Below are 25936 nucleotides of genomic sequence, written 5' to 3'. Positions count from 1 at the left end.
TCGCGGGCGCGTGACCGGACTGGTCACGCGCCCGCGAGCGTTCGCAAACACGTGGGGTAGGGGGTTGGTCGATGCCGAACGCGGAGCTGCTCGCGCCGATCGAGGTGGACTTCCTGTGGGAGTCGGCCGGTATGGGCGAGCTGCCGTATCCGCTGCGGATCCGTTCGCACGGCGCGACGATGGACGAGCGCTCGGCGCTGCGCACGCGCACGCTCGGCGCACTGGCTGACCGGGGGCTCGCGGACGACCGCGGCAGGCCCGCTCCGCACGTCGAGGACTACTTCGGCATCCTCGCGTCGCCGGACGTCAGCCTCGACACCGTCCAGTTGCTCGACCCGAACGGCGAGCCGCTGCTCGCGGTCGCGGGCAGCGCGAACGGCGACGGTCTTTTCGCCGTGCAGGATCAGCGCGGACTGCACCTGCACCCGTGCGCGCCGGACGGCCTGGCCACGGCGATCATCTCGCTCCTGCCGGGAGCCCCGCGCGGTACCGAGAAGTCGATCACCGTGCCGCTGGAGCAGCTGGTCGGGGCTTCCGGCGTCGACTTCATGCAGCGGCGCGGCAATCAGGTCGACGCGTCCGGCCGCGCGAGCGTGGACGAGGACCGCAAGGCACTCGCCCGGCTACACGCCCAGCAGCGCCTGCGCGGCGGCCAGATCGGCGCGAACGCCCGCAACCGCCTCGGCGGCCGCAGCCGGTCGACGGTGCTGAGCTGGTTCGACACCGAAACCGGCCGGTACTTCACACAGGCGAGCCAGGGCCACGACGGCCGCGACTGGATCACCATCGCGCCCGCCGACCCGGCGACCCTGCGGCACCGGCTAGGCGAAATGCTCGCCGGGGTGGCCGACCAGGCCAGCGCGGGCGCGTTCTGACCCGCGTTGACTGAGCTGCGCTGACCAGCCTCGGCTCCCGCTCGGCTGAAACCGCCCCAATGCGGCATTGGGTGCATCTGACGCACCGAACGCCACATTGGGTGCGCGGGGTGCACCCAACGCCACATTGGGTGCATGCGACGCACCGAACGCCACTTTGGGTGCGCGGGATGCACCGAACGCGGCATCGGGTGCGCAGGATGCACCGAACGCCACATTGGGTGCATGGAACGCACCCAATGCCACATTGGGGGCGCGGGATGCACCCAAAGTGGCATCGAGGCGCTTGAAGACTGCCGATCCGGCGCTACGCTGGGCCGGAAATCGTTGACCGGAGGGTGAGCAGCACCGGATGCACCAAGAGTTCTTCTCGCCGCTGGCATTCGACTTCCTGTGGGAGTCGATGGAGCTGGGCGAGCTGCCCTACCCGCTGCGCGTGCGCTCGCACGGTGCGACCGAGGACGAGCGCGTGTCGCTGCGGCACCGGGTCGACACCGAGCTGAAGGCGCGCGGCATCCGCGACTCGCGCGGCCGGGTCGAGCCCGACGTCGAGGAGTGGCTGACGCTGCTCGCGCGTGCCCCGCATTCCATTGACGCGCTGCACATCCCGCAGTTCGAGGCGCATCCGGTCGCGTTGCTCGCCGCGGGCGACGAGCGCACCGGCGTGGTCGCGATCCAGGACGCCGACGGCATCTGGCTGCGCGCGATCCCGGCGGACGGGCTGGTGTCCACGATCGTCGAACTGCTGCCCGGCGGTCCGCGCGGCAGTGAGGCGTCGGTCACGCTTCCGCTGGACGAGGCGCTGCACACCCAGCCGATCCGGGTTCCGGTCGCCGCGGGCGGCGGGCAGTCCGAGGAAAAGGGCGGGCGGCGGGCGAAGCGCCAGTCGCTCAGCGAGCGCGCCACGGTCGATCCGCGCGAGACCTACGCGCTCATCGCGGGCCAACCGCGGCAGCGCGGCGGTCAGCTCGCAGCGAACAGCCGGTCCCAGCTGGGAAGCCGGCAGCGGTCGCGTGTGCTCGGCTGGTTCGACACCGCCACCGGACGGTATTTGAGCTTGTCGAGGGCGGGTTCGGACGGCCGGGAATGGGTCACCGTCGCCCCGGCGGACCCGGCCACGCTGCGGAGCAGGCTGGGTGAAATGGTGGCTTCGGTGGCGGTTGACACCCGGTAGCCGGGTGACGTCTCCTCCCGGAACGGGAACCCTCGCGCGGGATTGGCCGTTGACCTGCGAGAGGCTCGCCAGGCTTCCCCGCCCGCCCGGACGGTACCCTGGTGGGACGGGTGCCTTGCGGCACCCACGGGTTGTCAAGATCGCGATGGCGGGTATCACAGGAGCCGCCCAACCAGGGAGGGTCGAGGCCGCAAGGGCCGAGTCGTATGAACCGGAAGAGCGTGCTCAGGAACCCACTGCTGTGGATCGTCGCGGGGTTGCTGGCGTTGTTCGCCTACAACACGATCTTCGACAGCGATCGTGGCTACACCCAGGCTCCTATCTCCACGGCGATGCAGCAGGTCAAGGCTGGACATGTCAAGGAAGCGAGCCTCGAGGACAAGGAGCAGCAGCTCAAACTGCTGCTCACGCAGCCGATCGACATCGACGGCCAGCAGGCCGACAAGGTCGTCGCGCAGTTCCCCGGCGGCGCGACCGATGACATCTACAAAGATCTCCTCGGCGCGAACGTCGGCAACCAGGCGAACCATCCGATCAAGTTCACCACCAAGGTCACCCAGCAGAGCCTGCTGACCCAGATCCTGATCTTCGCGATCCCGCTGGCGCTGGTGCTCGGCCTGCTGATGTGGATGATGAACAACGCGCAGGGCGGCGGGAACCGCGTCCTGAACTTCGGAAAGTCGAAGGCGAAGCAGCTCAACAAGGACATGCCGAAGACCACCTTCGGCGACGTCGCGGGCGCTGACGAAGCGGTCGAAGAGCTGTACGAGATCAAGGACTTCCTGCAGAACCCGGCGCGCTACCAGGCGCTCGGCGCGAAGATCCCGAAGGGCGTTCTGCTCTACGGGCCGCCCGGCACCGGCAAGACGCTGCTCGCGCGTGCTGTCGCGGGCGAAGCGGGCGTGCCGTTCTACACGATCTCCGGTTCGGACTTCGTCGAGATGTTCGTCGGTGTCGGTGCTTCGCGAGTCCGCGACCTGTTCGAGCAGGCGAAGCAGAACGCGCCGTGCATCATCTTCGTGGACGAGATCGACGCGGTCGGCCGCCAGCGCGGCGCCGGCCTCGGCGGCGGCCACGACGAGCGCGAGCAGACGCTGAACCAGCTGCTGGTCGAGATGGACGGCTTCGACGCCCGCGGCGGCATCATCCTGATCGCGGCCACCAACCGGCCGGACATCCTCGACCCGGCGCTGCTGCGCCCCGGCCGGTTCGACCGGCAGATCCCGGTGTCCGCGCCGGACCTGCTCGGCCGCAAGGCGATCCTCGAGGTGCACGCCAAGGGCAAGCCGATCGCGCAGGGCACCGACCTGACCGGGCTGGCCAAGCGCACGGTCGGCATGTCCGGTGCGGACCTTGCCAACGTGCTGAACGAGGCCGCGCTGCTCACCGCCCGCGAGAACGGGCACGTGATCACCGACGTCGCGCTCGAGGAATCGGTCGACCGCGTGGTCGGCGGTCCCGCGCGCAAGAGCCGGATCATTTCCGAGAAGGAAAAGAAGATCACCGCCTACCACGAGGGCGGGCACGCGCTCGCCGCGTGGGCGATGCCGGACATCGAACCGGTGTACAAGCTGACGATCCTGCCGCGCGGCCGTACCGGCGGGCACGCGCTGCTGGTGCCGGAGGACGACAAGCAGCTGATGACCCGGTCGGAGATGATCGGCAGGCTGGTCTTCGCGATGGGCGGCCGCACGGCCGAGGAGCTCGTCTTCCACGAGCCCACCACCGGTGCGTCCTCGGACATCGAGCAGGCGACGAAGATCGCCCGCGCGATGGTCACCGAGTACGGCATGAGCGCGCGGCTGGGCGCGGTGAAGTACGGCCAGGAGCAGGGCGACCCGTTCCTCGGCCGGTCCGCGGGACGGCAGGCCGACTACTCGCTCGAGGTGGCGCACGAGATCGACGAGGAGGTGCGCAAGCTCATCGAGACCGCGCACACCGAGGCGTGGCACGTGCTGAACACCTACCGCGACGTGCTCGACAACCTGGTCATGGAGCTGCTGGAGAAGGAAACGCTGCAGCGCAAGGACCTCGAGCGGATCTTCGCGACGGTCGAGAAGCGCCCGCACATCACCGTCTTCAACGAGTTCGGCGAGCGCACGCCGTCGGACAAGCCGCCGATCAAGACCCCGGGCGAGCTGGCGATGGAGCGCGGCGAGCCGTGGCCGCCGCCCGCTCCGGAGAAGGAAAAGCCCGCCCTGCAGCCCGCTCCGACCCCGGTCGGCACGGCCCCGGGTGCCGGCGAGCTGCCCGGCGGTCCGCCGTACCAGGCTCCGGACCCGAACGCGAACCCGTACGCCCCGCCGGCGAACGGCGGTCGTCCGGGCGGGCCGAACGGCGCCGGCCGCTGGGGCCAGCCGTATGGTGGTCAGCAGCAGCCGGGCGGTCCGGCAGGCGGCGGCTACCAGCCCGGTGGCCCGGGCGGTGCGCAGAGCGGACCGCCGAACTACGGGGCGCCTCCGGGCTGGACCCCGGCGACGTCCCCGGGCGGCCAGCAGCCGTGGCGCCCCGCCGAAGACCGTCCGCGTGAGCAGGGCTGGTTCGCCGACGGCGCGAACGGCCAGCAGCCGGACGAGGGGCAGCATCGGCGTGACGTCGACGGATCAGACAAGCAGTAAAGACGGCATCCGCCCGGTCTTCGATCAGGACCGGGCGGAGCGCGCCGTCCGCGAGCTGCTGCTCGCCTGCGGCGAAGACCCGGATCGGGACGGTCTCCAGGACACCCCGGCCCGGGTCGCTCGCGCTTATCAGGAAATGTTCGCCGGCCTCTACACCGATCCGGACGAGGTGCTGGCGCGGACGTTCGACGAATCGCACGAGGAGCTCGTGCTCGTCACGGACATCCCGATGTATTCCAACTGTGAACACCACTTGCTGCCCTTCCACGGCGTGGCCCACGTCGGCTACATCCCGAACGGCGACGGCAAGGTCACCGGGCTGTCGAAGCTCGCCCGGCTGGTCGATCTCTACGCTCGCCGCCCGCAGGTGCAGGAGCGGCTCACCTCGCAGATCGCCGACGCGCTCGTGCGCCGGCTGGAGCCGCGCGGCGTGATCGTGGTCGTCGAGGCCGAGCATTTGTGCATGTCGGTGCGCGGGATCCGCAAGCCGGGTTCGCGGACCACCACGTCGGCGGTGCGCGGGATGCTGCGGTCGTCGGCGACGTCGCGGGCCGAGGCGATCGAGTTGATCCGGGGGCGCCGGTGATCCCCCGGCCGGGGCGGTGCGCCGTGATGGGCGTGCTGAACGTGACGCCGGATTCGTTCTCCGACGGCGGCCGCTACCTCGATCTCGACCAGGCGCTGGAGCACGCGCGCGAGATGTGGGCGCGCGGTGCGGACCTGATCGACGTCGGCGGCGAATCGACGCGGCCGGGTGCTTCGCGGGTCGACGCGGAGACCGAAGCCGCGCGCATCTTGCCGGTGATTCGGCAACTGGCTTCCGAGGGCGTCGTGTTGTCGGTCGACACCACGCGGGCCGCGGTCGCGGAAGCCGCGGTGGCGGCCGGTGCGAAGGTGATCAACGACGTGTCCGGCGGGCTCGCCGATCCGGCGATGGGGCGGGTCGCGGCGGAGACCAAGGCGCCGTGGGTCCTGATGCACTGGCGCGGGCACAGCAAGGACATGAACGCGCTGGCTACGTACACCGACGTCGTCGCCGAGGTGCGCGGCGAGTTGCTGCAGCGGGTCGACGAGGCGATCGCGGCCGGGGTTGCCGAGAGCGAGATCGTCCTCGACCCGGGTCTCGGGTTCGCGAAGCACGCCGAGCACGACTGGGCGTTGCTGCACGGGCTGGATGCGTTGCTGGACTTGGGTTTCCCGGTTTTGGTGGGTGCTTCGCGCAAACGTTTCCTCGGCCGTCTGCTGTCCGGAAAGGACGGGGTGCCGAGGCCGCCGGACGGTCGCGAGGTCGCCACCGCGTCGATCTCGGCGCTGGCCGCGGCGGCGGGAGCTTGGGGCGTGCGGGTGCACGAGGTGGGGGCTTCACTGGATGCCGTGGCGGTGGCCGCGGCCTGGCAGCAAGGACGGGCCGATGGCTGACCGCATCACGCTCACGGGACTGCGCGTGTTCGGCCGACATGGGGTCTTCGACCACGAGAAGCGCGACGGACAGGAATTCGGCATCGACATCGTCGCGTGGCTCGACCTCGGGCCCGCCGCGGCATCGGACGACCTGACCAAGACGCTGCACTACGGCGAACTGGCCGAACTGGCGGCGGGGATCGTCGCCGGGGAGCCGTACGACCTGATCGAGAGCGTCGCCGGGAAGATCGCCGACGAGGTCATGCGCGACGATCGGCTGACCGCCGTCGAGGTCACCGTGCACAAGCCGTCCGCGCCGATTCCGCTGACCTTCGACGACGTCGCGGTCACCGTCCGGCGGGAGCGGTGAGCCGCGCGGTCCTGTCGCTGGGCTCCAACCTCGGCGACCGGCTCGGCTACCTGCGCAGCGCGGTCGACGCGGTGCGCCCGGCGCTTGTCGCCGTGTCCGGCGTGTACGAGACGAAAGCCTGGGGCGTCGAGGACCAGCCGGATTTCCTGAACGCGCTGTGCATCGTCGACGACCCGGCGCGCGACCACTGGGCGTGGCTGCGCGCCGGGCAGGCGGCCGAACAGGCGGCGGGCCGGGTGCGCGAACTGCGCTGGGGCCCGCGCACGCTGGATGTCGACATAGTGACAGTGCAGGGCGTGACGTCCGACGATCCGGAGCTGCTCCTGCCGCATCCCGGGACCCCGGACCGGGCGAGCGTGCTGATCCCGTGGCTCGAGATCGACCCGGACGCCGAGGTTCCCGGGCACGGCCGGGCCGCCGACCTGCTCGCCCGGCTGCCGGAAGCCGACCGGGCGGGCGTCGTCCTGCGGCCCGACCTGACGCTGTCGTGAGTGCCTAGGCCGGTTCTAACCGGCTTGAACGCTTACGAGGCCCGCAGCGCCGCCAGCAGGAACTGCACCTCCTCTTGGCGGCTCGGGATGGCGGGCCAGCCGTTGATCGTCGCGAGCAACTGCCAGTACCGCTCGGCGCGCGGATCCGCCCCGACGGCGATCCCGTCGGCCATCCGGTTGCGGACCGCCGGGTCGGCCGGGTCCTGGTCCGGCCGGGCCGAGGCGGTCGCGATCGCGTCCGCCAGCGCCCGTCCGGCCGGGGAGCCCGGCGCGTGGCCCGCGTCGAGCGCGGACCGGGCGTCGGTCATCCAGGCGGCCCAGTTTTCCTGCTGAGCCTTGGTCGGCTGCTCGTACTCGCCCGCTTCCCGCGCGGACGAATGCCGCTCGCTCATCGTGCGGATGGACTGCCGGAATCCCGGATCCTGCACGAGTTCGGCGAACTCGATCCAGGCTTCCAGCTGTTCCGGCGTCGGATCATCCGGAAGATCCGGTTTCGCCGACTGCATTCGCGCGTAGAACTCGGGATCGACATCGAGCCCTTCCATCATTTCGGCCCAGAACTCGTCCACCAAACGGCGGCGTTCCTCGTCCGGCATTTGGGCGATGCGATTCATCAGTTTCACTTCCTCCAGCTCGGAATCCCGTTTCAGCACCGCGCGCAATACCGCGCGGCGCAGCCGCAACCGCCGGATCTGCTCGTCGAGCGCGTCGACGTGGCTCGTCGCCAGGTCGCGCACCGTCGTCTCGCGCGCCAGTGCGCGGGACACGTCGGGCAGGCCGATGCCCAGCTCGCGCAGCGTCCGCACCAGCTCCAGCCGGGCGAGCGCGTGCGCGTCGTACAGCCGGTAGCCGGCTCCGGTCCGCTGTGTGGGCGGGAGCAGGCCCTCGTCGGAGTAGAACCGGATGGTCTTCACCGGCAGCCCGGTGCGCCGGGACAGTTCGCCGATCGTGAAGACCGTGGTCGCAGGCATGTCAGGCATCGTGGAGTCTCCAGTCGCTGGAGAGTCAAGCCTGCCAGAACGGGCTCGGTACGGTGGAGTCATGCACTTCACGCGGTCCCGGGACCTGGTCGTGGCCGCGGTCCTCGGCCTCGCCGTGGTCTATGTGCTGTTCCAGGCCGCTTACGGCGATCTGCCGCAGCTGCCGTTGCTCGCCGGGGTGACTTTCGCGGTGCTCGCGATCGCGGAGGCGGGGTTGGCCCTGTCGATCCGGTCGCGGATCAAGTCCGGCCGGGTGCACGGCAACGCGGTCGGGATCGCGCGGGCGGTGGCGCTGGCGAAGGCGTCTTCGCTGGCCGGGGCGTTCCTCGGCGGTGGTTGGCTGGCCGCGTTCATCTATGTTTTCCCGCGACGTGACGAACTCGTCGCCGCGGTCTCCGACAGCAAGTCGGCGGTCGTCGGGGTGGTGTCGTCGGCGCTGCTCGTAGCTGCCGGTTTGTGGCTCGAGCACTGCTGCCGGACGCCACCGGAGGACCGTAAGGGAACGACCGGTTAACGCTTCGATGGCGCCGCTCGAAGTACCGACTAGGTCTCATTCGGATCACCGGAAGGTACGGTGTCAGGCATGACTGGCGTGGGTGACGACTCGCACGGCCGCCGCCCTGGCAGGCCGTGGCTTGTCGTCGGATTGCTCCTCGCCGTCGGCGCCACCCTCGCGTTGGTGCTCAGCGACGACCTCCGGTACCTCCGGCTCGGGATCGTCGCGGCGCTCTGGGCTGCCCTGATCGGTGCCTTCCTGGCTGTCCGGGCCCGCAAGAACGCGGCGCACAGCGAGGACGCGGTCGCCGAGGCGCAGGCGGTATACGAACTCGAGCTGGAACGCGAGATCGCGGCCCGGCGGGAGTACGAACTCGAGCTCGAAACGGAAACGCGCGAGGCCGCGCAGGCACAATCGCGCGAAGAATTGGATGCGCTGCGTGCCGAAGTGGCTGCGCTCCGCGAAAGCCTGCAATCGCTGTTCGGCGGCGAGGTGCTGCTCGAACGCGTCGCGCTCACCGCGCAGGCGACCCGGATGCGCTCGCTGAACGACGAGCAGCGGCTCGTTTCGGCCGGTTCGGAAAGCAAGAACGGCAATGGCAAGAAACCGGCTCAGCTGCTTGCTCCGAAGAAGCCGGTGGTCGATGTTCCGGAGCGGCCGACCGAATTCATGGACCGGGTGCTCGACGCGGCTCCCGCGGAGCGTCGCCGGACTCCTGCGAACGGGACGGCGAAGACCAATGGCGCCAAGGGGACTTCCGGTGCGAACGGCTCGATCAGCGCTGGGCTGAATGGTTCCGGACCGAATGGTTCCGGGCCGAATGGCGACCGTTCGACTCAGCTGCGTACGCAGCAGATGCCGCGGCTCAAGCCGAAGCGGCCGGAACCGCCTGCCGAGCCGGAGCCGTTCGAGGACGAGGTCGAAGCGGAGAGTCCCGCTCCGCGCGGTGGTCGCGATCCTCGGGCCAACCTGGCGGAGGCGTTCGTGCCTCGCGGCGACTCGGGTCCGCACGAGGGGCGGGCCAGTGTGGCGGATGCCTTCGCTGCGCGTGAGCCGCGGAATGGAGCGCCGGATGCCGGACGGCCCGCTCGTGGTGGTGCGCCCGAGCCGCAGGTCGAGCGTGGGCCTCGGGGTGGTGCGCCGAAGCCGCGCGCTGATCGTGCGCCGGAGCCGTATGAAGCTGAGCGCCGTTCGGCGGGTGACTCTGGGTCGCACGTCATTCCGGAGCCGTTCGAGCAGGACGGTGCTGGGGCGCGCAATGTGACTGAGCCGTTGCCGCGTGAGGCTGAGCGGGTTCGGGAGCCGCGTGGGCCACGGCCTCGGCCTCAGAAGGAAGCGGCGGAGACGCCTCGGCGGCCTGAAGCGCAGCCGACCCGGACTGTGGCGCCGGTGAGCAAGCCGGAGCCGGTCAAGGAGGAGCGGCCGGTGCCCCGGTTGGCGGCACGGCCTGCGCCGCAGCGGGAGGAGCGGCCGGAAGCTGCTGAGCAGACTGCTATTTCCCGGCCTGCTGAGCCTGCTCGGCATGCTGAACCTGCTCCTCAGGCGGAGAAAGCGGTGCCGGAGAAGGAAACCGCGGTGGAGTCGCAGAAGCGGGCTCCGTCTCGGTTGGAGCAGTTCTCTCGGTCGGATTTGTCGCCGTTGGCGGAGGACACGCCTACTGGGCGGCATGGGGCTCCTGGGGCGGATGCGGTTAATCCGACGTTGCCTGAGTCGGTTCGCAGTTCGGTGAGCAATGGGACTGGGGGGCGGCGTCGGCGGCCTGAGGGGGAGGCTGTTTCGGCTTCGTCTGGGGGGCGTCGGAGGCGGCCGGAGGGGGAGCCGCCTGCTTGGGAGGCTCCTGCTGAGGAGGCTGCCTCGGCTGGGCATCACGCTTCTGGGCGGTCGGTTACTGAATTGCTTGCGGCTAATGGGAAGACGGAGGGGAGTCCTCGGCGTCGGCGTCGGGCTGAGGATTGATCGTTCTGTTTCGGCTCGTCGGCTCGTCGCCTGGCGGCGACATTGCGCCCTGGCGTGCGTGGGGCACCCCGAAGCTTGATTGTGCTGACGGTCTGGGGTGGCTTGTCAAGGCGGGAAAGATGCCTTGACAAGCCACCCCAGACCGCAGGGGAGCTTCGTATCGGGGTGCGGGGGTGGTGTGGGTGCACTTCGAGTTGGGTGCATCGGTGGCGGTTTCGTTCGTGGTGGGGGTTGCGCCCCAATGTGGCATTCGGTGCGTGGGGCGCAACCAATGTGGCGTTGGGTGCATGTGACGCAACCAATGCCGCATTGGGGCGCTTCCCGAGCAGGCGTGGGGCGGGCGGGGCGCGCGAGGGTCGTGAGGGGAACCCTCACGGAATCAGAGTTCCTCAGGGTGGCCCTCACGTACGCCAAAAAGCCGTGAAGGGCTCCTTCAGGGAATCCAGGTCCGTGAAGGAGCCCCTCACAGACCGGCCGCGGTGAGTGAGGGGAACCCTGGGGGAATCAGATTCCGTCAGGGTGGCCCTCACGGACTTCGGGGGCGCGAGATGAGGGGCACGAGGCATCGCGCGGAGGGCTGAACTCGGTGCGCCCAACCGGCATCCCTTGGGGGGCCTGCGTATGGTGACCGCTCGTGAACGGCACCCTTTCTGCCACGCCGCCTGGGTCTGCGTCCACGGGCTCTCGTTCGCGGCATATCACCGTGCTCCTTCCGGTGCTCGGGTTGATCGTCGTGGCGTTGTGCGGGCTTTTTCTCTTCGGGCTCGCGACTGCGCGCGTCGGGTGGCTGGCGGTCGCGATCGGGGTGGTCGCTGCGTTGGTGCCGGTCGGCGTGGTGGTTGCCGGGTTGCTCTGGGTTGATCGTTGGGAACCCGAGCCGGCGAAGTTGCTGCTGATTGCTTTCGCTTGGGGCGCTTGCATTGCCACGGTTACCGCGCTGTTGATCAATACCGGGGCCGAGGCGTTCGGTGACCTGCTTCTCGGGGGCGGCAACGGCAGCAAGGTGAGTGCGCTCGTCTCCGCGCCGCTGGTCGAGGAAGCCGCGAAGGGCGTTTTTGTCCTGTTGATCTTCTGGCGGCGCAACGAGGAATTCGACGGGATCGTCGACGGCGTCGTCTACGCGGGGTTCGCGGCCGCTGGGTTCGCCTTCACCGAGAACATCTACTACTTCGGCCGCGCCTTCGCTGACCACGGCTTCGGCAACGGGACCAGCTCCGGCGTGCTTGCCGCTTTCCTCGTGCGTGGGGTGCTTTCGCCGTTCACGCATCCGCTGTTCACCGCTATGACCGGCATCGGGTTCGGGATCGCGGCGCGGTACGCGCAGCGGTGGGTTCGGATTCTCGCGCCGCTCGCCGGGTATCTCGCCGGGGTCTTCCTGCACGTGCTCTGGAACGCGGCGGCCACGCTCAACGGCGGGAAGTCCTTTCTCACCTTGTACTTCCTCGTGATTTTGCCGCTGCTGATCGCCGCGATCTACGTGATCGTGTTGCAGCGGCGGCGAGAACAGCGGATTGTCGCCGCCGCGTTGCCGAAGATGGCGGCTGCGCGGTGGATCGCGCCGTCGGAGATCGAGTTGCTCGCGAGTCTTCCTGGGCGGCGGCAATGGCGGAAGCAGGCGCGCAAGCAGTCCGGGCGGGCGGCGGCGCGGGCGGTGGGCCGGTATCAGGCGAGCGTGACCGAGCTCGCATTCCTTCGTCGTACTCGGCTGCGCACCGAGCAGGACCGGCAGCGGCAGGAAGAGTTGTTGCAGGCACTGCGGGACGCGCGGGCGGATGCGGTGCAATTGGCGAACAATCGCGACAGTCGGTGAACATTCCCCGTCCGGGGTAGCTCGACCGTGCCAAAAGTAGCGCTCCACCGGGGGAATCGAGGGCACGGCGACCGCGGGAAGCCGAACGCCAATAAGGTACGGGCGCGATTGGACGCCCCGGGTGAAGCTGGTCACCCGGGCACCTCGATCCCGCCGGGTCGGGGCTACTCTCGCGCCGTCGTCTGGTACCCGCGACAAAAGAGCGGGACTGGAACGAACATGAGGAGTTTCGAGCCATGAGCGTCCACAGGCGCACGCCATGAACCGACCGGCCCGCCTTGCCGTGGGCGTCGTTTCCGCCGGCCGCGTGGGCAGTGTCCTCGGTGCGGCATTGGCCAGGGCAGGCCACACCGTAGTCGCCGCTTCGGGGCTGTCCGCGGCTTCGCTGAACCGCGCGGAACGGCTGCTGCCGGATGTCCCCTTGCTGCCGCCCGACGAGGTCGTGCGGAGAGCGGATCTCGTCTTGCTCGCGTTGCCCGACGACGCGCTCGCCGGCACCGTCCGTGGTCTGGTCGCTACGAATTCGGTACGCGCGGGCCAGATCGTGGTGCACACCTCGGGTGCGCACGGCATCGACGTGCTGGCCCCGGTCGCGGAAGCCGGTGCGCTGCCGCTCGCGCTGCATCCGGTGCTCACCTTCACCGGACGCGAGGAAGACCTGGAACGCCTTGTCGCGGCAAGCATCGGCGTCACCGCGGCGCCGGACGACGACGCGGCGTGGAACGTCGGCGAGGCGCTCGCCGTCGAGATGGGCGCCGAACCGGTGCGGGTTCCCGAATCCGCGCGGGCGCTGTATCACGCGGCGCTGGCGCACGGCGCGAATCACCTGATGACGCTGGTCGCCGACTGCACCGAAACCTTGCGCGGCGCCGGAATCGGGCATCCGGAACGACTCGTCGCACCGCTGCTTTCGGCGGCATTGGACAATGTCCTTCGCCACGGGGACCGCGCCCTCACCGGACCGGTCCCGCGTGGTGATCTCGGCACCGTCCGCAAGCACCTCGACGTGCTCACGGACCGGGCGCCGCAGATCGCCCCGGCCTACCGGGCGCTGGCCCGGCGCACGGCCGAACGGTCCCGCGCGGCGGGCCTGCTCGATCCCGCGGCCGCGGGCGAACTGACCGATCTTCTCGCCGACCCCGCTGAAGGACAGACCCCGTGACGACACCGAAATTCCAGCGCGGAACGCTCAACACGTTCCAGCCGCCCGAGCACATCAGCAAGGTGAGCTGGGGCCTGCGCAGCGTCGGCCGGAAGGTCGCGCTCGTGCCCACCATGGGCGCGCTGCACGACGGCCACCGCGAGCTGCTGCGCCGCGCGAAGCGGCTGCCGAACACCGTCGTCGCCGCGTCGATCTTCGTGAACCCGTTGCAGTTCGGCGAGGGCGAGGACTTCGAGGCGTACCCGCGCCAGCTCGAAGCCGACTTGGCGACATTGTCCGAAGCGGGCGTCGAACTGGCCTTCACGCCGAAGGCTTCGGACCTGTACGCGGACAATGCGATGGTCACCGTGAACCCGGGCCCGCTCGGCGACGAACTCGAGGGAGCTGTGCGGCCCGGGCATTTCTCCGGGGTGCTGACGGTCGTCGCGAAGCTGTTCAACCTGCTGCGCCCGGATTACGCGTTCTTCGGGGAGAAGGACTACCAGCAGCTGGTGCTGATCAAGCGGATGGTGGCGGACCTGAACATCGACACCCGCGTCATCGGGGTGCCGACGGTCCGGGAACGGGACGGTCTCGCGCTGTCCTCGCGCAACGTCTACCTGACGCCGGAACAACGGGAAGACGCCGTGGTGCTGTCGGCCGCTTTGTCGGCCGGGGCGCACGTCGGACGGGACGGAGCGGAGGCCGTGCTGGACATGGCGCGCAAGACGCTCGCGGCCCGGCCCCAGGTGGAAGTGGATTACCTGGAATTGAGGGGAACCGATTTGGGGCCGGCGCCCGTCGACGGTGAGGCGCGGTTGCTGGTCGCGGCCCGGGTGGGGAGTACCCGGCTGATCGACAACGCGGGAGTGCTGCTCGGAAAAGCCGTGGAACATCCGAGCGGGGATCCGGACGCAGGGGAATAGGGAGAGTCCACGATGTATCGCACGATGCTGAAATCGAAGATCCACCGGGCCACGGTGACCCAGGCCGACCTGCACTACGTGGGCTCGGTCACGGTCGACGAGGACCTGATGGAGGCCGCCGATCTGCTCGAGGGCGAGCAGGTGTCCATTGTGGACGTCACGAACGGCGCCCGGCTGGAAACCTACGTCATCACCGGCGAGCGCGGCAGCGGCGTGCTCGGCATCAACGGAGCCGCCGCGCACCTGGTGCACCCGGGCGACCTCGTCATCCTGATCGCCTACGGGCAGATGGACGACGCGGAGGCGCGCGCGTACCGGCCGCGAGTGATCTTTGTGGACGATTACAACCGGATCGTCGAGCGCGGGGACGACCCCGCGCACGCCCCGGACGGATCGGGCCTGCTGAGCGGCACGGTCACGCTGCCCGAAGAGGACACGATGACCTTCCCGGTGGCCGAAACCGCGGACGCGCGCCGGCTCGACGCGTTGCTGCACGCCGAAAACTGACCGATCGACGGCGGACGATTCGCGGGCCGCGGTAAGGAAAGACCTCGTTGCTGCTCACTGTCGACGTCGGGAACACCAACATCAATCTCGGTCTCTACCAGGGAACCGAGCTCCTCGGCGACTGGCGGATGCGCACCGACGCGCAGATGACCGCGGACGAACTCGCGCTGACCATGCGGGGACTGCTCGGCCCGCACGCCGACGCGGTCACCGGGATCAGCGCGCTGTCCACGGTTCCCGCGGTGCTGCGGGAATTGCGCGTGATGCTCGGCCGCTATTACGCGCGGGTGCCGAAGATCGTCGTCGAGCCCGGCGTGCGCACCGGCGTCGCGCTGCTGGTGGACAACCCGAAGGAAGTCGGCGCGGACCGGCTCGTGAACACCCTCGCCGCGCACCATTTGCACGCCACCGCGTGCGTGGTGGTCGATTTCGGCACCTCCACGAACGTCGACGCGATCTCGGCCCGGGGCGAATTCCTCGGCGGGGCGTTCGCCCCGGGCATCGAGATCTCGGTGGACGCGCTCGCCGCCCGCGCGGCCGCGCTGCGGAAGGTGGAACTCGTCCCGCCGCGTTCGGTGATCGGCAAGAACACCGTGGAATGCCTGCAGTCCGGCATTCTGTACGGCTTCGCCGGCCAGGTCGACGGGCTCGTGCGACGGATCGTGCGCGAATTGCAGCACGACAGCGCAGAACCGGTCACGGTGATCGCCACCGGCGGGCTCGCCCCGTTGGTGCTGGGCGAATCCGAGACCATCAAGGAGCACGTGCCGGACCTGACGCTGCTCGGCCTGCGGCTGGTGTACGAACGGAATGTGCGTTAGCCGATCTGCTCGGCGAGGTAATCCTCGAACGTGCGGGCGCCGGTGTCCGCGTCGAGGTTGAGGTTGCCGTCGGCGCGATAGACCTTTCCGGCCGCGCCGGGAATGCGCACCGGCATTTTCAGCCGCCGTCGTCCGCGAGCCCGCAAAAACTTGTCGACCAGCTCGCCCATGCCGTACACCTTGGGCCCGGCCAGATCCCGTACCCGTCCGGCCGGATCGCCGAGCGCCAGCTGTGCGATCCGCTCGGCCACCTCCCGGACCTCGACCGGCTGGAAATTGATCGCGGGAACCGGCACGACCGGCAGTTTCGCCACCGCCTGCACGGCATTGAGGCAGAAACCGTGGAACTGGGCGGCGCGGAGGATGGTCGAGGGCACATCCGACGCGGCGACGAGTTTTTCGGCCTCGTGCTTGCGGCGGAAATAACCCAGCGGCACCACGTCCGCGGCGATCACCGAAATGAAAACCAGATGGCCGACTCCGGCGCGTTCGGCCGCGCGGACCAGATTCCCCGTCGCGACGTCGTCGCCCTTCGGACCGCCCGCCAGGTGCACGACGACGTCGGCGCCGTCGATCGCGGGAGCCAGTCCATCGCCGGTCATCAGGTCGCACGCGAACCGGTCGGGACCGTTCGCGGTGCGGCTGAGGACGCGCACCTTCGCGTCGCCGAGCGCGGGAACGACCAGTTTGCCGAGGGTTCCGGTGCCGCCGGTGACCAAGATCGTCGTCATGACAATTCCTTCCGGGTACAGTGCCGCTGGGCTTGGGCACTGGGGGTGTCCTACTGGGATGAACCCGGCCGTGAAGGAGATGTGACACGTGGACGAGAAAAGCCTGCTCGCGGCTCAATTCGAGGAGCAACGTCCACGGCTGCGCGGAGTCGCTTACCGGATGCTCGGGTCGCTGAGCGAGGCCGACGACGCGGTGCAGGAAGCCTGGCTGCGCGTCGACAGCGCGGACCTTTCCGCAGTGCAGAATTTGCCTGCCTGGCTCACGACTGTGGTCGCGCGGGTGTGCCTGAACCTGTTGCGCACGCGCGAACGCCGTCGGGAGGATTCGCTGGACGCGTTCCCCCTCGACCGCGGCGACGACGGCGCGGACCTCGCCGAAGAAGCCCAGCTGGCCGATTCCGTCGGCCTGGCGATGCTGGTAGTGCTCGACGTCCTCGGCCCGGCCGAGCGGATCGCGTTCGTGCTGCACGACATGTTCGCCGTGCCCTTCGAGGACATCGCGCAGATCCTGGACCGCAATCCGGCGGCGGTCCGGCAGCTGGCCAGCCGAGCCCGTCGCCGGGTGCGTGGCGGAGAAGCCGGACCGGCTGATGCGAGCAAGCGGCGTGGGGTCGTCGAGGCGTATCTGGCCGCGGCTCGCGAGGGAGACTTCGCGGGACTGCTGAAGGTGCTCGACCCAGACGTCGTGCTGCACTCGGACACCAGCGCGGCCCCGGTGGTGCTGCGCGGTGTCCGAGCGGTCAGCAAGGGCGCGCTGCTCGCTTCGGAAATGGCGCGCAGCACGCAGGTCGCGGTGGTCGACGGCGTTCCCGGATTGGTGCTCGCCCCGCGCGGCAGGCTGGCCGTGGTCCTCAAGTTCGTTTTCGACGGCGACCTGATTGCCGGGATCGACGTGATTTCCGCGCCGGAGCGGCTGCGCGGGCTGGAGATCGCGCTCGGATGAACCTCAGTGGAACAGTTTCAGCCCGACGACCCCGGCGACAATCAGCACGAGGCAGGTGATCCGACCGACGGTGAGCGGATCGTTCATCGCGACGATCCCGTACACCGCGGTTCCCACCGCGCCGATGCCGACCCACACCGCGTATCCGGTGCCGAGCGGAATTTCGCGCAATGAATACGCGAGGCCGGACATGCTGAGCAGCAGCGCGCCGCCGAACAGCACGCTCGGCCAGAGCCTGCTGAAGCCTTTCGAGGCGCCGAGCGCCGCGGCCCACACGGTTTCGAGAAATCCGGAAACAACAAGAACGAGCCAGGCCATGATCGAGAACCTTTCGCAGTGACGGATGCGTTCACTGCGCCGTCTTGTCGTCACCGGGTACGACGCGCTCGTCCGGGGCGGGAGCACCGCCGCTTCCGAAATTAGCACTCCCGGCCCGCGGCGAGGTGGTGATTTCGGTCGCCGCTCAGCCCCGGCGAGCCCGCATCACCGTCGTGACCAGTGGATAGTCGAATTCGCCTGTTCCCGTCTCCGGAACGGATTCCAGGTACTCCCTGGCTCGCGCGAGCGTCCGGTCGCGGTCCGGCTCCGAAGCGACGAGCAGATGCGAATGCGTGGACACGGTCGCCAGCAGCGAATCGATCGAGCGGCGGTGCTGGTGGGCGAACCGCTCCTGTTCGAACGGGCCGAAGCCGTCCGCGCGCAGCGTTTGTTCCGCGCCGGCGAGGTAGCGGCTGATGCCCGTGCGGATGATCCGGGCGAATTCGAGCACCCACGGCACTGATTCGTCGTCGTGATTCCATAGCGCCACGACGGCCCCTCCCGGCCGCAGCACCCGGCGGATCTGCGCGAACGCCGGCGCCAAATCGAACCAGTGCAGGGCCTGTCCGATGAACACCGCGTCCACCGACGCGTCCGGAAGCGGAATGTCCTCGGCCTTGCCGAGCAGCGCGGGAACGTCCGGCAGTCGCCGGGACAGTTCGGCGAGCATGTCCGGATCGGGCTCCACCGCGGTCACCGAGCGGCCGAGGCCGGCCAGTCCCTCGGTGAGTTTTCCGGTGCCCGCCGCGAGGTCCAGCACCTCACGTACCGGTCGATTTGCTCCGGACATCCCCCATTCGAGTGCGGCCAGGGGATAGTCCGGCCGGTGCCGGGCGTAGGCGCCCGCCTGGTCGCCGAACGAAGAAGCCCGCCGGGCGTGCAGTTCCGCATCAGTGCCGGGATCGCTCACGAGTAACCACCCTAATACCGTGAGTGCCCCGGTAGGGGAATCCGGTTGACGCGGTTCACCAGCGGCTTCGTACGCTATGGCCATGACCGAATTCCCCGCGTCCGACGCACTGCCCGATGACGACCTGCCCGAACAGATGCGGGTGCGCCGGGACAAGCGCGACCGGATAATCGCGGAGGGCGCCGATCCTTACCCGGTAGAGGTTCCGCGTACGCACACTCTCGCGCAGATCCGTGCCGAACATTCCGGTCTCGAAGCCGACACCAGCACCGGTCAGTCGGTCGGCGTCACCGGTCGCGTCATGTTTCTCCGCAATACGGGCAAACTGTGTTTCGCCACTCTTCGTGAGGGCGACGGCACGGAACTGCAGGCGATGCTGAGTCTCGCGCAGGTCGGCGCCGAGTCGCTCGCCTCGTGGAAGTCCACTGTCGATCTCGGCGACCACGTATTCGTGCACGGCGAGGTGATCACCTCGAAGCGCGGCGAGCTTTCCGTGCTGGCCGACAGCTGGCAGATCGCGGCGAAGTCGCTGCGCCCGCTGCCGGTGGCGTTCAAGGAGCTGGCCGAGGAAACGCGAATCCGGCAGCGTTATGTCGATCTGATTATGCGGCCGAAGGCGCGCGACGTGGTGCGCACGCGCTCCGGCGTGATGCGTTCGCTGCGCGAGTCGTTCCACCGCCGGGGATTCACCGAGGTCGAGACGCCGATGCTGCAGACGCTGCACGGCGGAGCCGCGGCCCGGCCGTTCGTCACGCATTCCAATGCCTTCGACCTCGAGCTGTTCCTGCGCATCGCGCCGGAGCTGTACCTCAAGCGCTGTGTGGTCGGCGGCATCGAGAAGGTTTTCGAGATCAACCGGAACTTCCGCAACGAGGGCAGCGACTCCTCGCACTCGCCGGAGTTCGCGATGCTGGAGTACTACGAGGCGTACGCCACTTACGACACGAATGCCGTGATGACGCGCGAACTCATCCAGGAGGCCGCGGAGAACGTGCTCGGCACCCAGGTCGTCACTCTCGCCGACGGAACCGAGTACGACCTTTCCGGCGAATGGACGACACTCGGCATGTACGAGTCGCTCTCGGAAGCGCTCGGCGAGGAAGTGACGCCGGATACTCCCGCCGAAGCACTGCACAAGATCGCCGCGGCGCGCGAGATCGAGGTGGATCCCAAGCTAGCGCACGGCAAACTCGTTGAGGAACTGTGGGAACATCTCGTCGGCGACGGACTGCACGCCCCCACATTTGTCCGCGATTTCCCGCTCGAGACGTCTCCGCTCACCCGGCAGCACCGCACCCGCGCGGGCGTGGCCGAGAAGTGGGACCTGTACGTGCGCGGATTCGAACTCGCCACCGGATACTCCGAGCTGGTGGATCCGGTCGTGGAACGGCAGCGGCTCACCGAACAGGCGCGGCTCGCCGCTGCCGGGGATAGCGAGGCCATGCGTCTCGACGAGGATTTCCTCCGCGCGCTCGAGTACGGAATGCCGCCGAGCGGCGGGGTCGGAATGGGGATCGACCGGCTGCTCATGGCACTGACCGGGCTCGGTATCCGGGAGACGATCCTCTTCCCGCTCGTACGCCCTGAATAGGTCGCGGCCCCGTCGCACGGTCGGATTTTCTCAATGCGGATTTGCCTACGGCGGGGCAAGCGGGTATTAATATGGGTGTCAAAGACTTCTGTAGCTCGGGGCTTGCCCCGAAACCAGATCATGTAGCCAGATCATTCGGGCAAGCCCCGCAGGAGGAATCAGATGGCACAGAAGGTGCTGGTCTCTCTGGTCGACGACCTCGACGGCAGTGAGGCGGAAGAGACCGTTGAGTTCGGTTTGGACGGTGTGAGCTACCAGATCGACCTGTCGAGCGAAAACGCCGAGGAACTGCGGGACGCGCTGGCGCAGTATGTCGAGCACGCGCGCCGCGCCGGCGGCCGCAAGCGCGCGCCGCTGCGTCCGGTCGCCGGCGGCAAGTCCCCGGCCCGCCCGGCCGCGGTCGACCGCGAGCAGAACCAGGCGATTCGCGCGTGGGCCCGCAAGAACGGTTTCCAGGTTTCCGACCGCGGGCGCATCCCGTCGGAGGTCGTCGAGGCTTACCACAAGAAGAACTGACCGGGCATTTCCGGAACTCGCGGATGCGGTCCTCCGGTTAGCGAACCGGAGACCCCCTTCGGGGACTGCCTGCCAAACGGCCGTCGGGAACATTCCCGGCGGCCGTTTGGCGTTCCGGATTAGTTTCCCGGCTTTGCGCCGTCCGGCGTGCCCGACATCAGCCGGCGAGCGGAGCGCGCGTACTCCGCGGGAGGCGCTCCGGTCACCGCGCGGAAATCGCGGATGAAGTGAGGTTGGTCGCTATAGCCCAGCCGAGTCGCCAGATCTGCGTAATCCGGCGGGATCGGTGCGGCGAGCAACCGAGCGGCTTCGTTGAGGCGGTAAATCCGGATCGCCCACTTCGGCGTTGTTCCGACGTGCTCGGCGAACAACCGCTGCACCGCCCGGACGGACAGTCCGAGTGCCGCCGCCAGTTCCGCGACCTTGGTGATCCCGGGATCCGCGGCGATTGTTTCCACCGCGTCGGCGGCCGCCCGGGTCGCTCGCGGAATGGGACGGCGGCGTGCGATCAGCAAGTTGTCGATTGCATTGATCATTTCCGCGTCGGTCCGCGCATTCCGGATGGATTTTTCCGCGAGCGCGGCGTCCGGCCCGAAGACCTCGGCCACGTCCGCCGCGCGATCGGCGAGGGTGCGCACCGGGGCGTCGAGGAACGGGCGGAAACAGCCGGGCCGGATCCTCGCCCCGATCCCGTGCACGCGTCCGGTGAGCCGGTGCGTGAAAAGCTGGTGCGCCGGACCGTAAACCCCGCACGCGCCGGGAAAGAACGTCACGTGCACCGACAGATTCGGCAGCACGTGCTGGTCGTGGGGTTCGGGCAGGTCCCAGCGCAGGATCCAGTGGTGTTCCACGAATTCGCGCAGTTCCGGGGCGGGCGGATGCCGGGTCAGCGTGAACTTGGTGCGAGCCGTCCGCTCGTTCAGGATGCCGCTCGGGATCCGCCGCATGGCTGAAAACAGTAGTGCGTCGCGTAATTTCAAGACGGCCGCCGAACCCGGGTGGTTGGCTCGGGAGCATGTCGAATCACTCCGGACTGCTCGCCCCGGCCGCCGCCGAACTGCGGCGCGTCGCGGCGGCCGCCCCGTCGCTGACCGCGCCCACCGCGTGCGCCGACTACGACGTGCGCGGCCTCCTCAACCACCTTCTCTACTGGGGCCCGTGGCTGGCCGCCGCGATCCGGCACGAGCCTTACGAACCGCCCGCGCCGACCGAAGCCGAGGCGTCCCTCGTCGGCGACGACTGGCCGAAGGCGTTGGAAGCGATGACCGACGACGTGCTCGCCGCGCTCGCCCCGGCGGAGGCGTGGACCGGCACCATCACCTTCGGCGGTTCCGAGCTGCCCGCCGCGGTCGTCGGTGACATGGTGCTCGGCGAACTCGTCCTGCACGCCTGGGACCTGACGCGGGCGAGCGGCACGGAGCTGAACTGTCCGGACGAAACTGCCGAGGTTGTCCTCGCGTTCGCGGCGGGGATGGGCGAGCAGGCCCGCAAGGGCGGCGTCTTCGGCCCGGAAGTCGCGGTGCCGGAAACCGCGCCGGTGCTGCATCGGGCGCTGGGCGCGACGGGCCGGGACCCGTACGCCTGAAATATCACTCGATGGAGATCATCGGGGGCAGGTGCGCGGACAGCTGTCGCATTCCGCCTCGCCGGGTAGGAGATAGGAGAAGCAACAGCTCTCCCGGCGGCGCTCCCAAACCCGGTGTCCGTCCTCGTTGACCGCCATTCGCAAGGTGGACGCCGAGGTCAGCGGGCGGTACTGCGCGTCGAGCACGAGCGCGGCATCCGCGACGCCAGCGCCTTCGGCCTCGGCTGTCCCACCTTGCCGGCCAACCCGCCACAGCGCGCCGTCCAGCGCGTCTGTGGCGGCCGCCCAGAGCATGCGGCGGCCGAGCCGGGTGCCGGGGGCGTAGGCGCGGACGAAGCGGGCAGCGTGGCCGACGAACTGCGCGCGCAGCACCGCGGCCAGCGCGCGCTCGTCGCGGACGACGGTCGCCTCGGGGCGGACGCCGCCCGGGTCGGTGGGCAGGCAGTAGAAGGCGTCGCTGAGCACGGCCATGCCCTCGGGATGCGGCCGGTCGGGGCCGAGGCCAAACGCGAGCTGCTCCGGCTTCAGTGACGGCACCCGGCGCTCGTGGTGCAGCAGCAGCGCGCCCACGTACGCGGGGACGTACAGGTACCAAGACGTCACGTAGCTGGCCGCTGTGCGCGCGGGTGCCGCGCCGTGCTGGTCGAGGAGCCAGTCGGTCAGCCGGGACCGCCACTCGGCGAACAGCTCGGGCTGTTCCAGGAGGTCAGCGCAGCGGAACCAGCCCTCGGGGACGTCGCGGCGCAGTTCGTACCGGGCGCTGGTGCGCAGCAGGGAGGACGCGAGACCGTCGCCGATCTCGCGGGCGTCGTCGCGCGAGCGCTGCGGGTTCACCGGTCCACCCCCTGTTCTGGGCACAGCCTGCATTAGGTGTGCCTAACCTTACCTACGGCGCGGCATTGCGCCAATCGGGTGGCCAAGGGGTGAGACCACCCGGACGCGCGGGGGTGTTCGCGCTGAGCGGACAGGGGTGCCGGGGCGGAATCCTGATCCGGTCCCGTACGTTCGAGAGGGAGTAAAGGTGCAGCGCAACCGGATGAGCAGCGGTGACCGACCGGGTCGCCGTCCGGGTGCGAAGGGGCTGCCCGGTTGCCGTAGTGGTACGCAAGCGCGACCGCTTGGCTACTAGAGTGGTCTCACGGTGCTGTCCGCCGCGGACGCGATCCGCGGAGGTTACGGGCCGCCGACGCAGCAGTCGAGGGAGTGCGCATGTTTGAGAGGTTCACCGACCGCGCGAGGCGGGTGGTCGTCCTGGCCCAAGAAGAGGCCCGGATGCTCAACCACAACTACATCGGCACCGAGCACATCCTCCTGGGTCTGATCCACGAGGGTGAGGGTGTCGCCGCCAAGGCGCTGGAGTCGCTGGGCATCGCCCTCGAGGGCGTGCGCCAGCAGGTCGAGGAGATCATCGGCCAGGGCCAGCAGGCGCCGAGCGGGCACATCCCGTTCACGCCGCGGGCGAAGAAGGTGCTGGAGCTGTCGCTGCGCGAGGCGCTGCAGCTCGGCCACAACTACATCGGCACGGAGCACATCCTGCTCGGCCTGATCCGCGAGGGCGAGGGCGTCGCCGCCCAGGTGCTCGTGAAGCTGGGCGCGGACCTCAACCGGGTCCGCCAGCAGGTGCTGCAGCTCCTGTCGGGCTACCAGACCGGCGAGAAGTCCGCCGAGAGCGGTTCCGGCCGCGGCGAGGGCACCCCGTCCTCCTCGCTGGTGCTCGACCAGTTCGGCCGCAACATGACCGTGCTCGCCCGCGAGGGCAAGCTCGACCCGGTCATCGGGCGCGGCAAGGAGATCGAGCGGGTCATGCAGGTGCTGTCCCGCCGGACCAAGAACAACCCGGTGCTCATCGGCGAGCCCGGCGTCGGCAAGACCGCCGTCGTCGAGGGGCTCGCGCAGAGCATCGTCAAGGGCGAGGTGCCCGAGACGCTCAAGGACAAGCAGCTCTACACCCTCGACCTCGGCTCGCTGGTCGCCGGTTCCCGGTACCGCGGTGACTTCGAAGAGCGCCTGAAGAAGGTGCTCAAGGAGATCAAGACCCGCGGCGACATCATCCTGTTCATCGACGAGCTGCACACGCTCGTCGGCGCGGGCGCCGCCGAGGGCGCGATCGACGCGGCGTCGATCCTGAAGCCGATGCTGGCCCGCGGCGAGCTGCAGACGATCGGCGCGACCACGCTCGAGGAGTACCGCAAGTACATCGAGAAGGACGCCGCGCTGGAGCGCCGCTTCCAGCCGATCCAGGTGGGCGAGCCGTCGCTCGAGCACACGATCGAGATCCTGAAGGGCCTGCGCGACCGGTACGAGGCGCACCACCGCGTCTCGATCACCGACTCGGCGCTGGTCGCGGCCGCGACGCTGGCCGACCGCTACATCAACGACCGGTTCCTGCCGGACAAGGCGATCGACCTGATCGACGAGGCCGGGGCCCGGATGCGCATCCGCCGGATGACCGCTCCGCCGGACCTGCGCGAGTTCGACGAGAAGATCGCCGACGTGCGCCGGGACAAGGAGTCCGCGATCGACGCGCAGGACTTCGAGCGGGCCGCGCGCCTTCGCGACGAGGAGAAGCAGCTCCTCGGCCAGAAGGGCGAGCGGGAGAAGCAGTGGAAGGACGGCGACCTCGACGTCGTCGCCGAGGTGGACGACGAGCAGATCGCGGAGGTGCTGGCCAACTGGACCGGCATCCCGGTGTTCAAGCTCACCGAGGAGGAGACCACCCGGCTGCTGCGCATGGAGGACGAACTCCACAAGCGCATCATCGGCCAGGAGGACGCGGTCAAGGCCGTCTCCCAGGCGATCCGCCGTACGCGTGCGGGTCTGAAGGACCCGAAGCGCCCGTCCGGTTCGTTCATCTTCGCCGGCCCGTCCGGTGTCGGTAAGACCGAGCTGTCGAAGGCGCTGGCGTCCTTCCTGTTCGGCGAGGACGACGCGCTCATCCAGATCGACATGGGCGAGTTCCACGACCGCTACACCGCTTCGCGGCTCTTCGGCGCCCCTCCGGGCTACGTCGGCTACGAAGAGGGCGGGCAGCTGACCGAGAAGGTGCGGCGCAAGCCGTTCTCGGTGGTGCTTTTCGACGAGATCGAAAAGGCGCACCAGGAGATCTACAACACCCTCCTGCAGGTGCTCGAAGACGGCCGCCTCACCGACGGTCAGGGCCGCACGGTCGACTTCAAGAACACCGTGCTGATCTTCACCTCGAACCTGGGCACCTCGGACATCTCGAAGTCCGTGAGCCTCGGCTTCTCCTCCGGAGCGGATTCGACGAACCGCTACGAGAAGATGAAGCAGAAGGTCAACGAGGAAATGAAGAAGCATTTCCGCCCGGAGTTCCTGAACCGGATCGACGACATCATCGTCTTCCACCAGCTCAACCAGGAACAGATCATCCAGATGGTGGATCTGATGATCGGCCGGGTCGAGACGCAACTCAAGGCCAAGGACATGGAGATCGAGCTCACCGAAAAGGCGAAGGCGCTGCTGGCCAAGCGCGGCTTCGACCCGGTGCTCGGCGCCCGGCCGCTGCGTCGCACGATCCAGCGCGAGATCGAGGACCAGCTGTCGGAGAAGATCCTCTTCGGCGAGGTCGAAGCGGGTCAGATCATCGTGGTCGACGTCGAGGGCTGGAGCGGCAACCCGGAAGACCGCGACGACGAGGCGCACTTCACCTTCCGCGGGGAGAAGCGTCCGTCCTCGGTTCCCGACGCTCCGCCGGTGAGCATCGGCGCCGCCGAGAACGGCGAAGCCGAGAACGAGTGAGTTAAGCAAGGAAAAAG

Annotated in this window: 24 protein-coding genes, 1 pseudogene and 1 riboswitch; of the genes and pseudogenes, 19 read left to right on the top strand and 6 right to left on the bottom strand. The window is 69.0% G+C overall.

Annotated features, from left to right (window positions below):
• The first annotated feature begins 71 nt into the window (after positions 1 to 71).
• The 7 genes from EIZ44_RS10945 (at position 72) to folK (ending at position 6929) form a co-directional block, all read left to right on the top strand.
• Positions 72 to 875 carry an ESX secretion-associated protein EspG gene (locus tag EIZ44_RS10945; RefSeq protein ID WP_043827135.1) on the top strand — a complete coding sequence of 268 codons (804 nt, stop codon included), beginning with the start codon at positions 72 to 74 and terminating at the stop codon, positions 873 to 875.
• 352 nt (positions 876 to 1227) lie between these two features.
• Positions 1228 to 2049: an ESX secretion-associated protein EspG gene (locus EIZ44_RS10935; RefSeq protein WP_134661998.1), complete on the top strand. Its 822-nt coding sequence runs from the start codon at positions 1228 to 1230 to the stop codon at positions 2047 to 2049.
• Positions 2050 to 2255: 206 nt separating this feature from the next.
• Positions 2256 to 4667 (top strand): ATP-dependent zinc metalloprotease FtsH, encoded by a 2412-nt coding sequence (gene ftsH, locus EIZ44_RS10930; protein WP_037808281.1) that lies wholly within the window; start codon positions 2256 to 2258, stop codon positions 4665 to 4667.
• Positions 4639 to 5253: a GTP cyclohydrolase I FolE gene (folE, locus tag EIZ44_RS10925; RefSeq protein WP_037808279.1), complete on the top strand. Its 615-nt coding sequence runs from the start codon at positions 4639 to 4641 to the stop codon at positions 5251 to 5253. Before ftsH ends, folE begins: the two co-directional genes overlap by 29 nt.
• A 26-nt stretch (positions 5254 to 5279) precedes the next feature.
• Complete coding sequence (gene folP / locus EIZ44_RS10920; RefSeq protein ID WP_134728485.1) at positions 5280 to 6086, top strand: dihydropteroate synthase; 807 nt, start codon at positions 5280 to 5282, stop codon at positions 6084 to 6086.
• Entirely contained in the window at positions 6079 to 6438 is a 360-nt protein-coding gene (folB, locus tag EIZ44_RS10915; RefSeq protein WP_037808275.1) for a dihydroneopterin aldolase, read from the top strand. The genes folP and folB overlap by 8 nt, the downstream gene beginning before the upstream one ends.
• A complete protein-coding gene (gene folK / locus EIZ44_RS10910) occupies positions 6435 to 6929 on the top strand; it encodes a 2-amino-4-hydroxy-6-hydroxymethyldihydropteridine diphosphokinase (RefSeq protein WP_134728484.1) in 495 nt (164 codons plus the stop codon). The genes folB and folK overlap by 4 nt, the downstream gene beginning before the upstream one ends.
• Positions 6930 to 6961: 32 nt before the next feature.
• Here the strand turns inward: folK and EIZ44_RS10905 are convergent, their stop codons facing one another.
• Positions 6962 to 7900 carry a helix-turn-helix domain-containing protein gene (locus EIZ44_RS10905; protein ID WP_167754082.1) on the bottom strand — a complete coding sequence of 313 codons (939 nt, stop codon included), beginning with the start codon at positions 7898 to 7900 and terminating at the stop codon, positions 6962 to 6964.
• Positions 7901 to 7970: 70 nt separating this feature from the next.
• Between EIZ44_RS10905 and EIZ44_RS10900 the strand changes: the two genes are divergently transcribed.
• From EIZ44_RS10900 to EIZ44_RS10870, 7 genes and pseudogenes are all read left to right on the top strand, one after another.
• On the top strand, positions 7971 to 8423 hold the full coding sequence (locus tag EIZ44_RS10900) for a DUF3180 domain-containing protein (RefSeq protein WP_037808270.1): 453 nt from the start codon (positions 7971 to 7973) through the stop codon (positions 8421 to 8423).
• 69 nt (positions 8424 to 8492) lie between these two features.
• Positions 8493 to 10361, top strand: a complete 1869-nt coding sequence (locus tag EIZ44_RS46075; RefSeq protein WP_134728483.1) for a DUF6779 domain-containing protein — start codon at positions 8493 to 8495, stop codon at positions 10359 to 10361.
• 703 nt (positions 10362 to 11064) lie between these two features.
• Positions 11065 to 12171 carry a PrsW family intramembrane metalloprotease gene (locus EIZ44_RS10890; protein ID WP_134728482.1) on the top strand — a complete coding sequence of 369 codons (1107 nt, stop codon included), beginning with the start codon at positions 11065 to 11067 and terminating at the stop codon, positions 12169 to 12171.
• A gap of 247 nt (positions 12172 to 12418) precedes the next feature.
• A pseudogene (locus EIZ44_RS10885) lies at positions 12419 to 13333 on the top strand (Rossmann-like and DUF2520 domain-containing protein); the annotation flags it as partial.
• Complete coding sequence (gene panC, locus EIZ44_RS10880) at positions 13330 to 14238, top strand: pantoate--beta-alanine ligase (protein WP_037808266.1); 909 nt, start codon at positions 13330 to 13332, stop codon at positions 14236 to 14238. The pseudogene EIZ44_RS10885 and the gene panC, both read left to right, overlap by 4 nt.
• 12 nt (positions 14239 to 14250) lie before the next feature.
• On the top strand, positions 14251 to 14745 hold the full coding sequence (gene panD / locus EIZ44_RS10875) for an aspartate 1-decarboxylase (protein WP_043827144.1): 495 nt from the start codon (positions 14251 to 14253) through the stop codon (positions 14743 to 14745).
• A 47-nt stretch (positions 14746 to 14792) separates the two neighbouring features.
• Complete coding sequence (locus tag EIZ44_RS10870) at positions 14793 to 15566, top strand: type III pantothenate kinase (protein ID WP_037808260.1); 774 nt, start codon at positions 14793 to 14795, stop codon at positions 15564 to 15566.
• Here EIZ44_RS10870 and EIZ44_RS10865 read toward each other — a convergent pair.
• The gene (locus EIZ44_RS10865; protein ID WP_134728481.1) at positions 15563 to 16297 is read right to left on the bottom strand and encodes an SDR family oxidoreductase; all 735 of its coding nucleotides are present in this window, start codon (positions 16295 to 16297) and stop codon (positions 15563 to 15565) included. The two genes, EIZ44_RS10870 and EIZ44_RS10865, sit on opposite strands and share 4 nt — an antisense overlap.
• 88 nt (positions 16298 to 16385) lie before the next feature.
• Between EIZ44_RS10865 and EIZ44_RS10860 the strand changes: the two genes are divergently transcribed.
• Positions 16386 to 17240 (top strand): sigma-70 family RNA polymerase sigma factor, encoded by an 855-nt coding sequence (locus tag EIZ44_RS10860; RefSeq protein ID WP_134728480.1) that lies wholly within the window; start codon positions 16386 to 16388, stop codon positions 17238 to 17240.
• Between the two features lie 3 nt (positions 17241 to 17243).
• Here the strand turns inward: EIZ44_RS10860 and EIZ44_RS10855 are convergent, their stop codons facing one another.
• Together EIZ44_RS10855 and EIZ44_RS10850 are read right to left on the bottom strand one after the other, a co-directional pair.
• Positions 17244 to 17558: a DMT family transporter gene (locus tag EIZ44_RS10855; RefSeq protein ID WP_037808251.1), complete on the bottom strand. Its 315-nt coding sequence runs from the start codon at positions 17556 to 17558 to the stop codon at positions 17244 to 17246.
• Between the two features lie 33 nt (positions 17559 to 17591).
• Positions 17592 to 17654, bottom strand: a riboswitch (guanidine-III (ykkC-III) riboswitch).
• 49 nt (positions 17655 to 17703) lie between these two features.
• Positions 17704 to 18468 (bottom strand): class I SAM-dependent methyltransferase, encoded by a 765-nt coding sequence (locus EIZ44_RS10850; protein WP_240691267.1) that lies wholly within the window; start codon positions 18466 to 18468, stop codon positions 17704 to 17706.
• Between the two features lie 82 nt (positions 18469 to 18550).
• Here EIZ44_RS10850 and lysS point away from each other — a divergent pair, with 82 nt between their 5' ends.
• Positions 18551 to 20059: a lysine--tRNA ligase gene (gene lysS, locus EIZ44_RS10845; RefSeq protein ID WP_134728478.1), complete on the top strand. Its 1509-nt coding sequence runs from the start codon at positions 18551 to 18553 to the stop codon at positions 20057 to 20059.
• A gap of 162 nt (positions 20060 to 20221) precedes the next feature.
• A complete protein-coding gene (locus EIZ44_RS10840) occupies positions 20222 to 20575 on the top strand; it encodes a histone-like nucleoid-structuring protein Lsr2 (RefSeq protein ID WP_037354752.1) in 354 nt (117 codons plus the stop codon).
• Between the two features lie 119 nt (positions 20576 to 20694).
• On the opposite strand, the gene EIZ44_RS10835 is transcribed toward EIZ44_RS10840, so the two are convergent.
• Positions 20695 to 21522: a helix-turn-helix domain-containing protein gene (locus EIZ44_RS10835; RefSeq protein WP_134728477.1), complete on the bottom strand. Its 828-nt coding sequence runs from the start codon at positions 21520 to 21522 to the stop codon at positions 20695 to 20697.
• A 68-nt stretch (positions 21523 to 21590) separates the two neighbouring features.
• Here EIZ44_RS10835 and EIZ44_RS10830 point away from each other — a divergent pair, with 68 nt between their 5' ends.
• On the top strand, positions 21591 to 22160 hold the full coding sequence (locus EIZ44_RS10830; protein WP_134728476.1) for a TIGR03086 family metal-binding protein: 570 nt from the start codon (positions 21591 to 21593) through the stop codon (positions 22158 to 22160).
• Between the two features lie 18 nt (positions 22161 to 22178).
• Here EIZ44_RS10830 and EIZ44_RS10825 read toward each other — a convergent pair whose 3' ends face one another.
• Entirely contained in the window at positions 22179 to 22994 is an 816-nt protein-coding gene (locus EIZ44_RS10825; RefSeq protein ID WP_134728475.1) for a (2Fe-2S)-binding protein, read from the bottom strand.
• Positions 22995 to 23369: 375 nt separating this feature from the next.
• On the opposite strand from EIZ44_RS10825, the gene EIZ44_RS10820 reads away from it, so the two are divergent.
• Positions 23370 to 25919 carry an ATP-dependent Clp protease ATP-binding subunit gene (locus tag EIZ44_RS10820; RefSeq protein ID WP_037808241.1) on the top strand — a complete coding sequence of 850 codons (2550 nt, stop codon included), beginning with the start codon at positions 23370 to 23372 and terminating at the stop codon, positions 25917 to 25919.
• Positions 25920 to 25936 lie beyond the last annotated feature (17 nt).

It is taken from the genome of Amycolatopsis nivea, assembly GCF_004522235.1.
GTDB classification, from domain to species: Bacteria; Actinomycetota; Actinomycetes; order Mycobacteriales; family Pseudonocardiaceae; genus Amycolatopsis; species Amycolatopsis nivea.
This window is presented reverse-complemented; position numbering and strand designations above follow the sequence as displayed.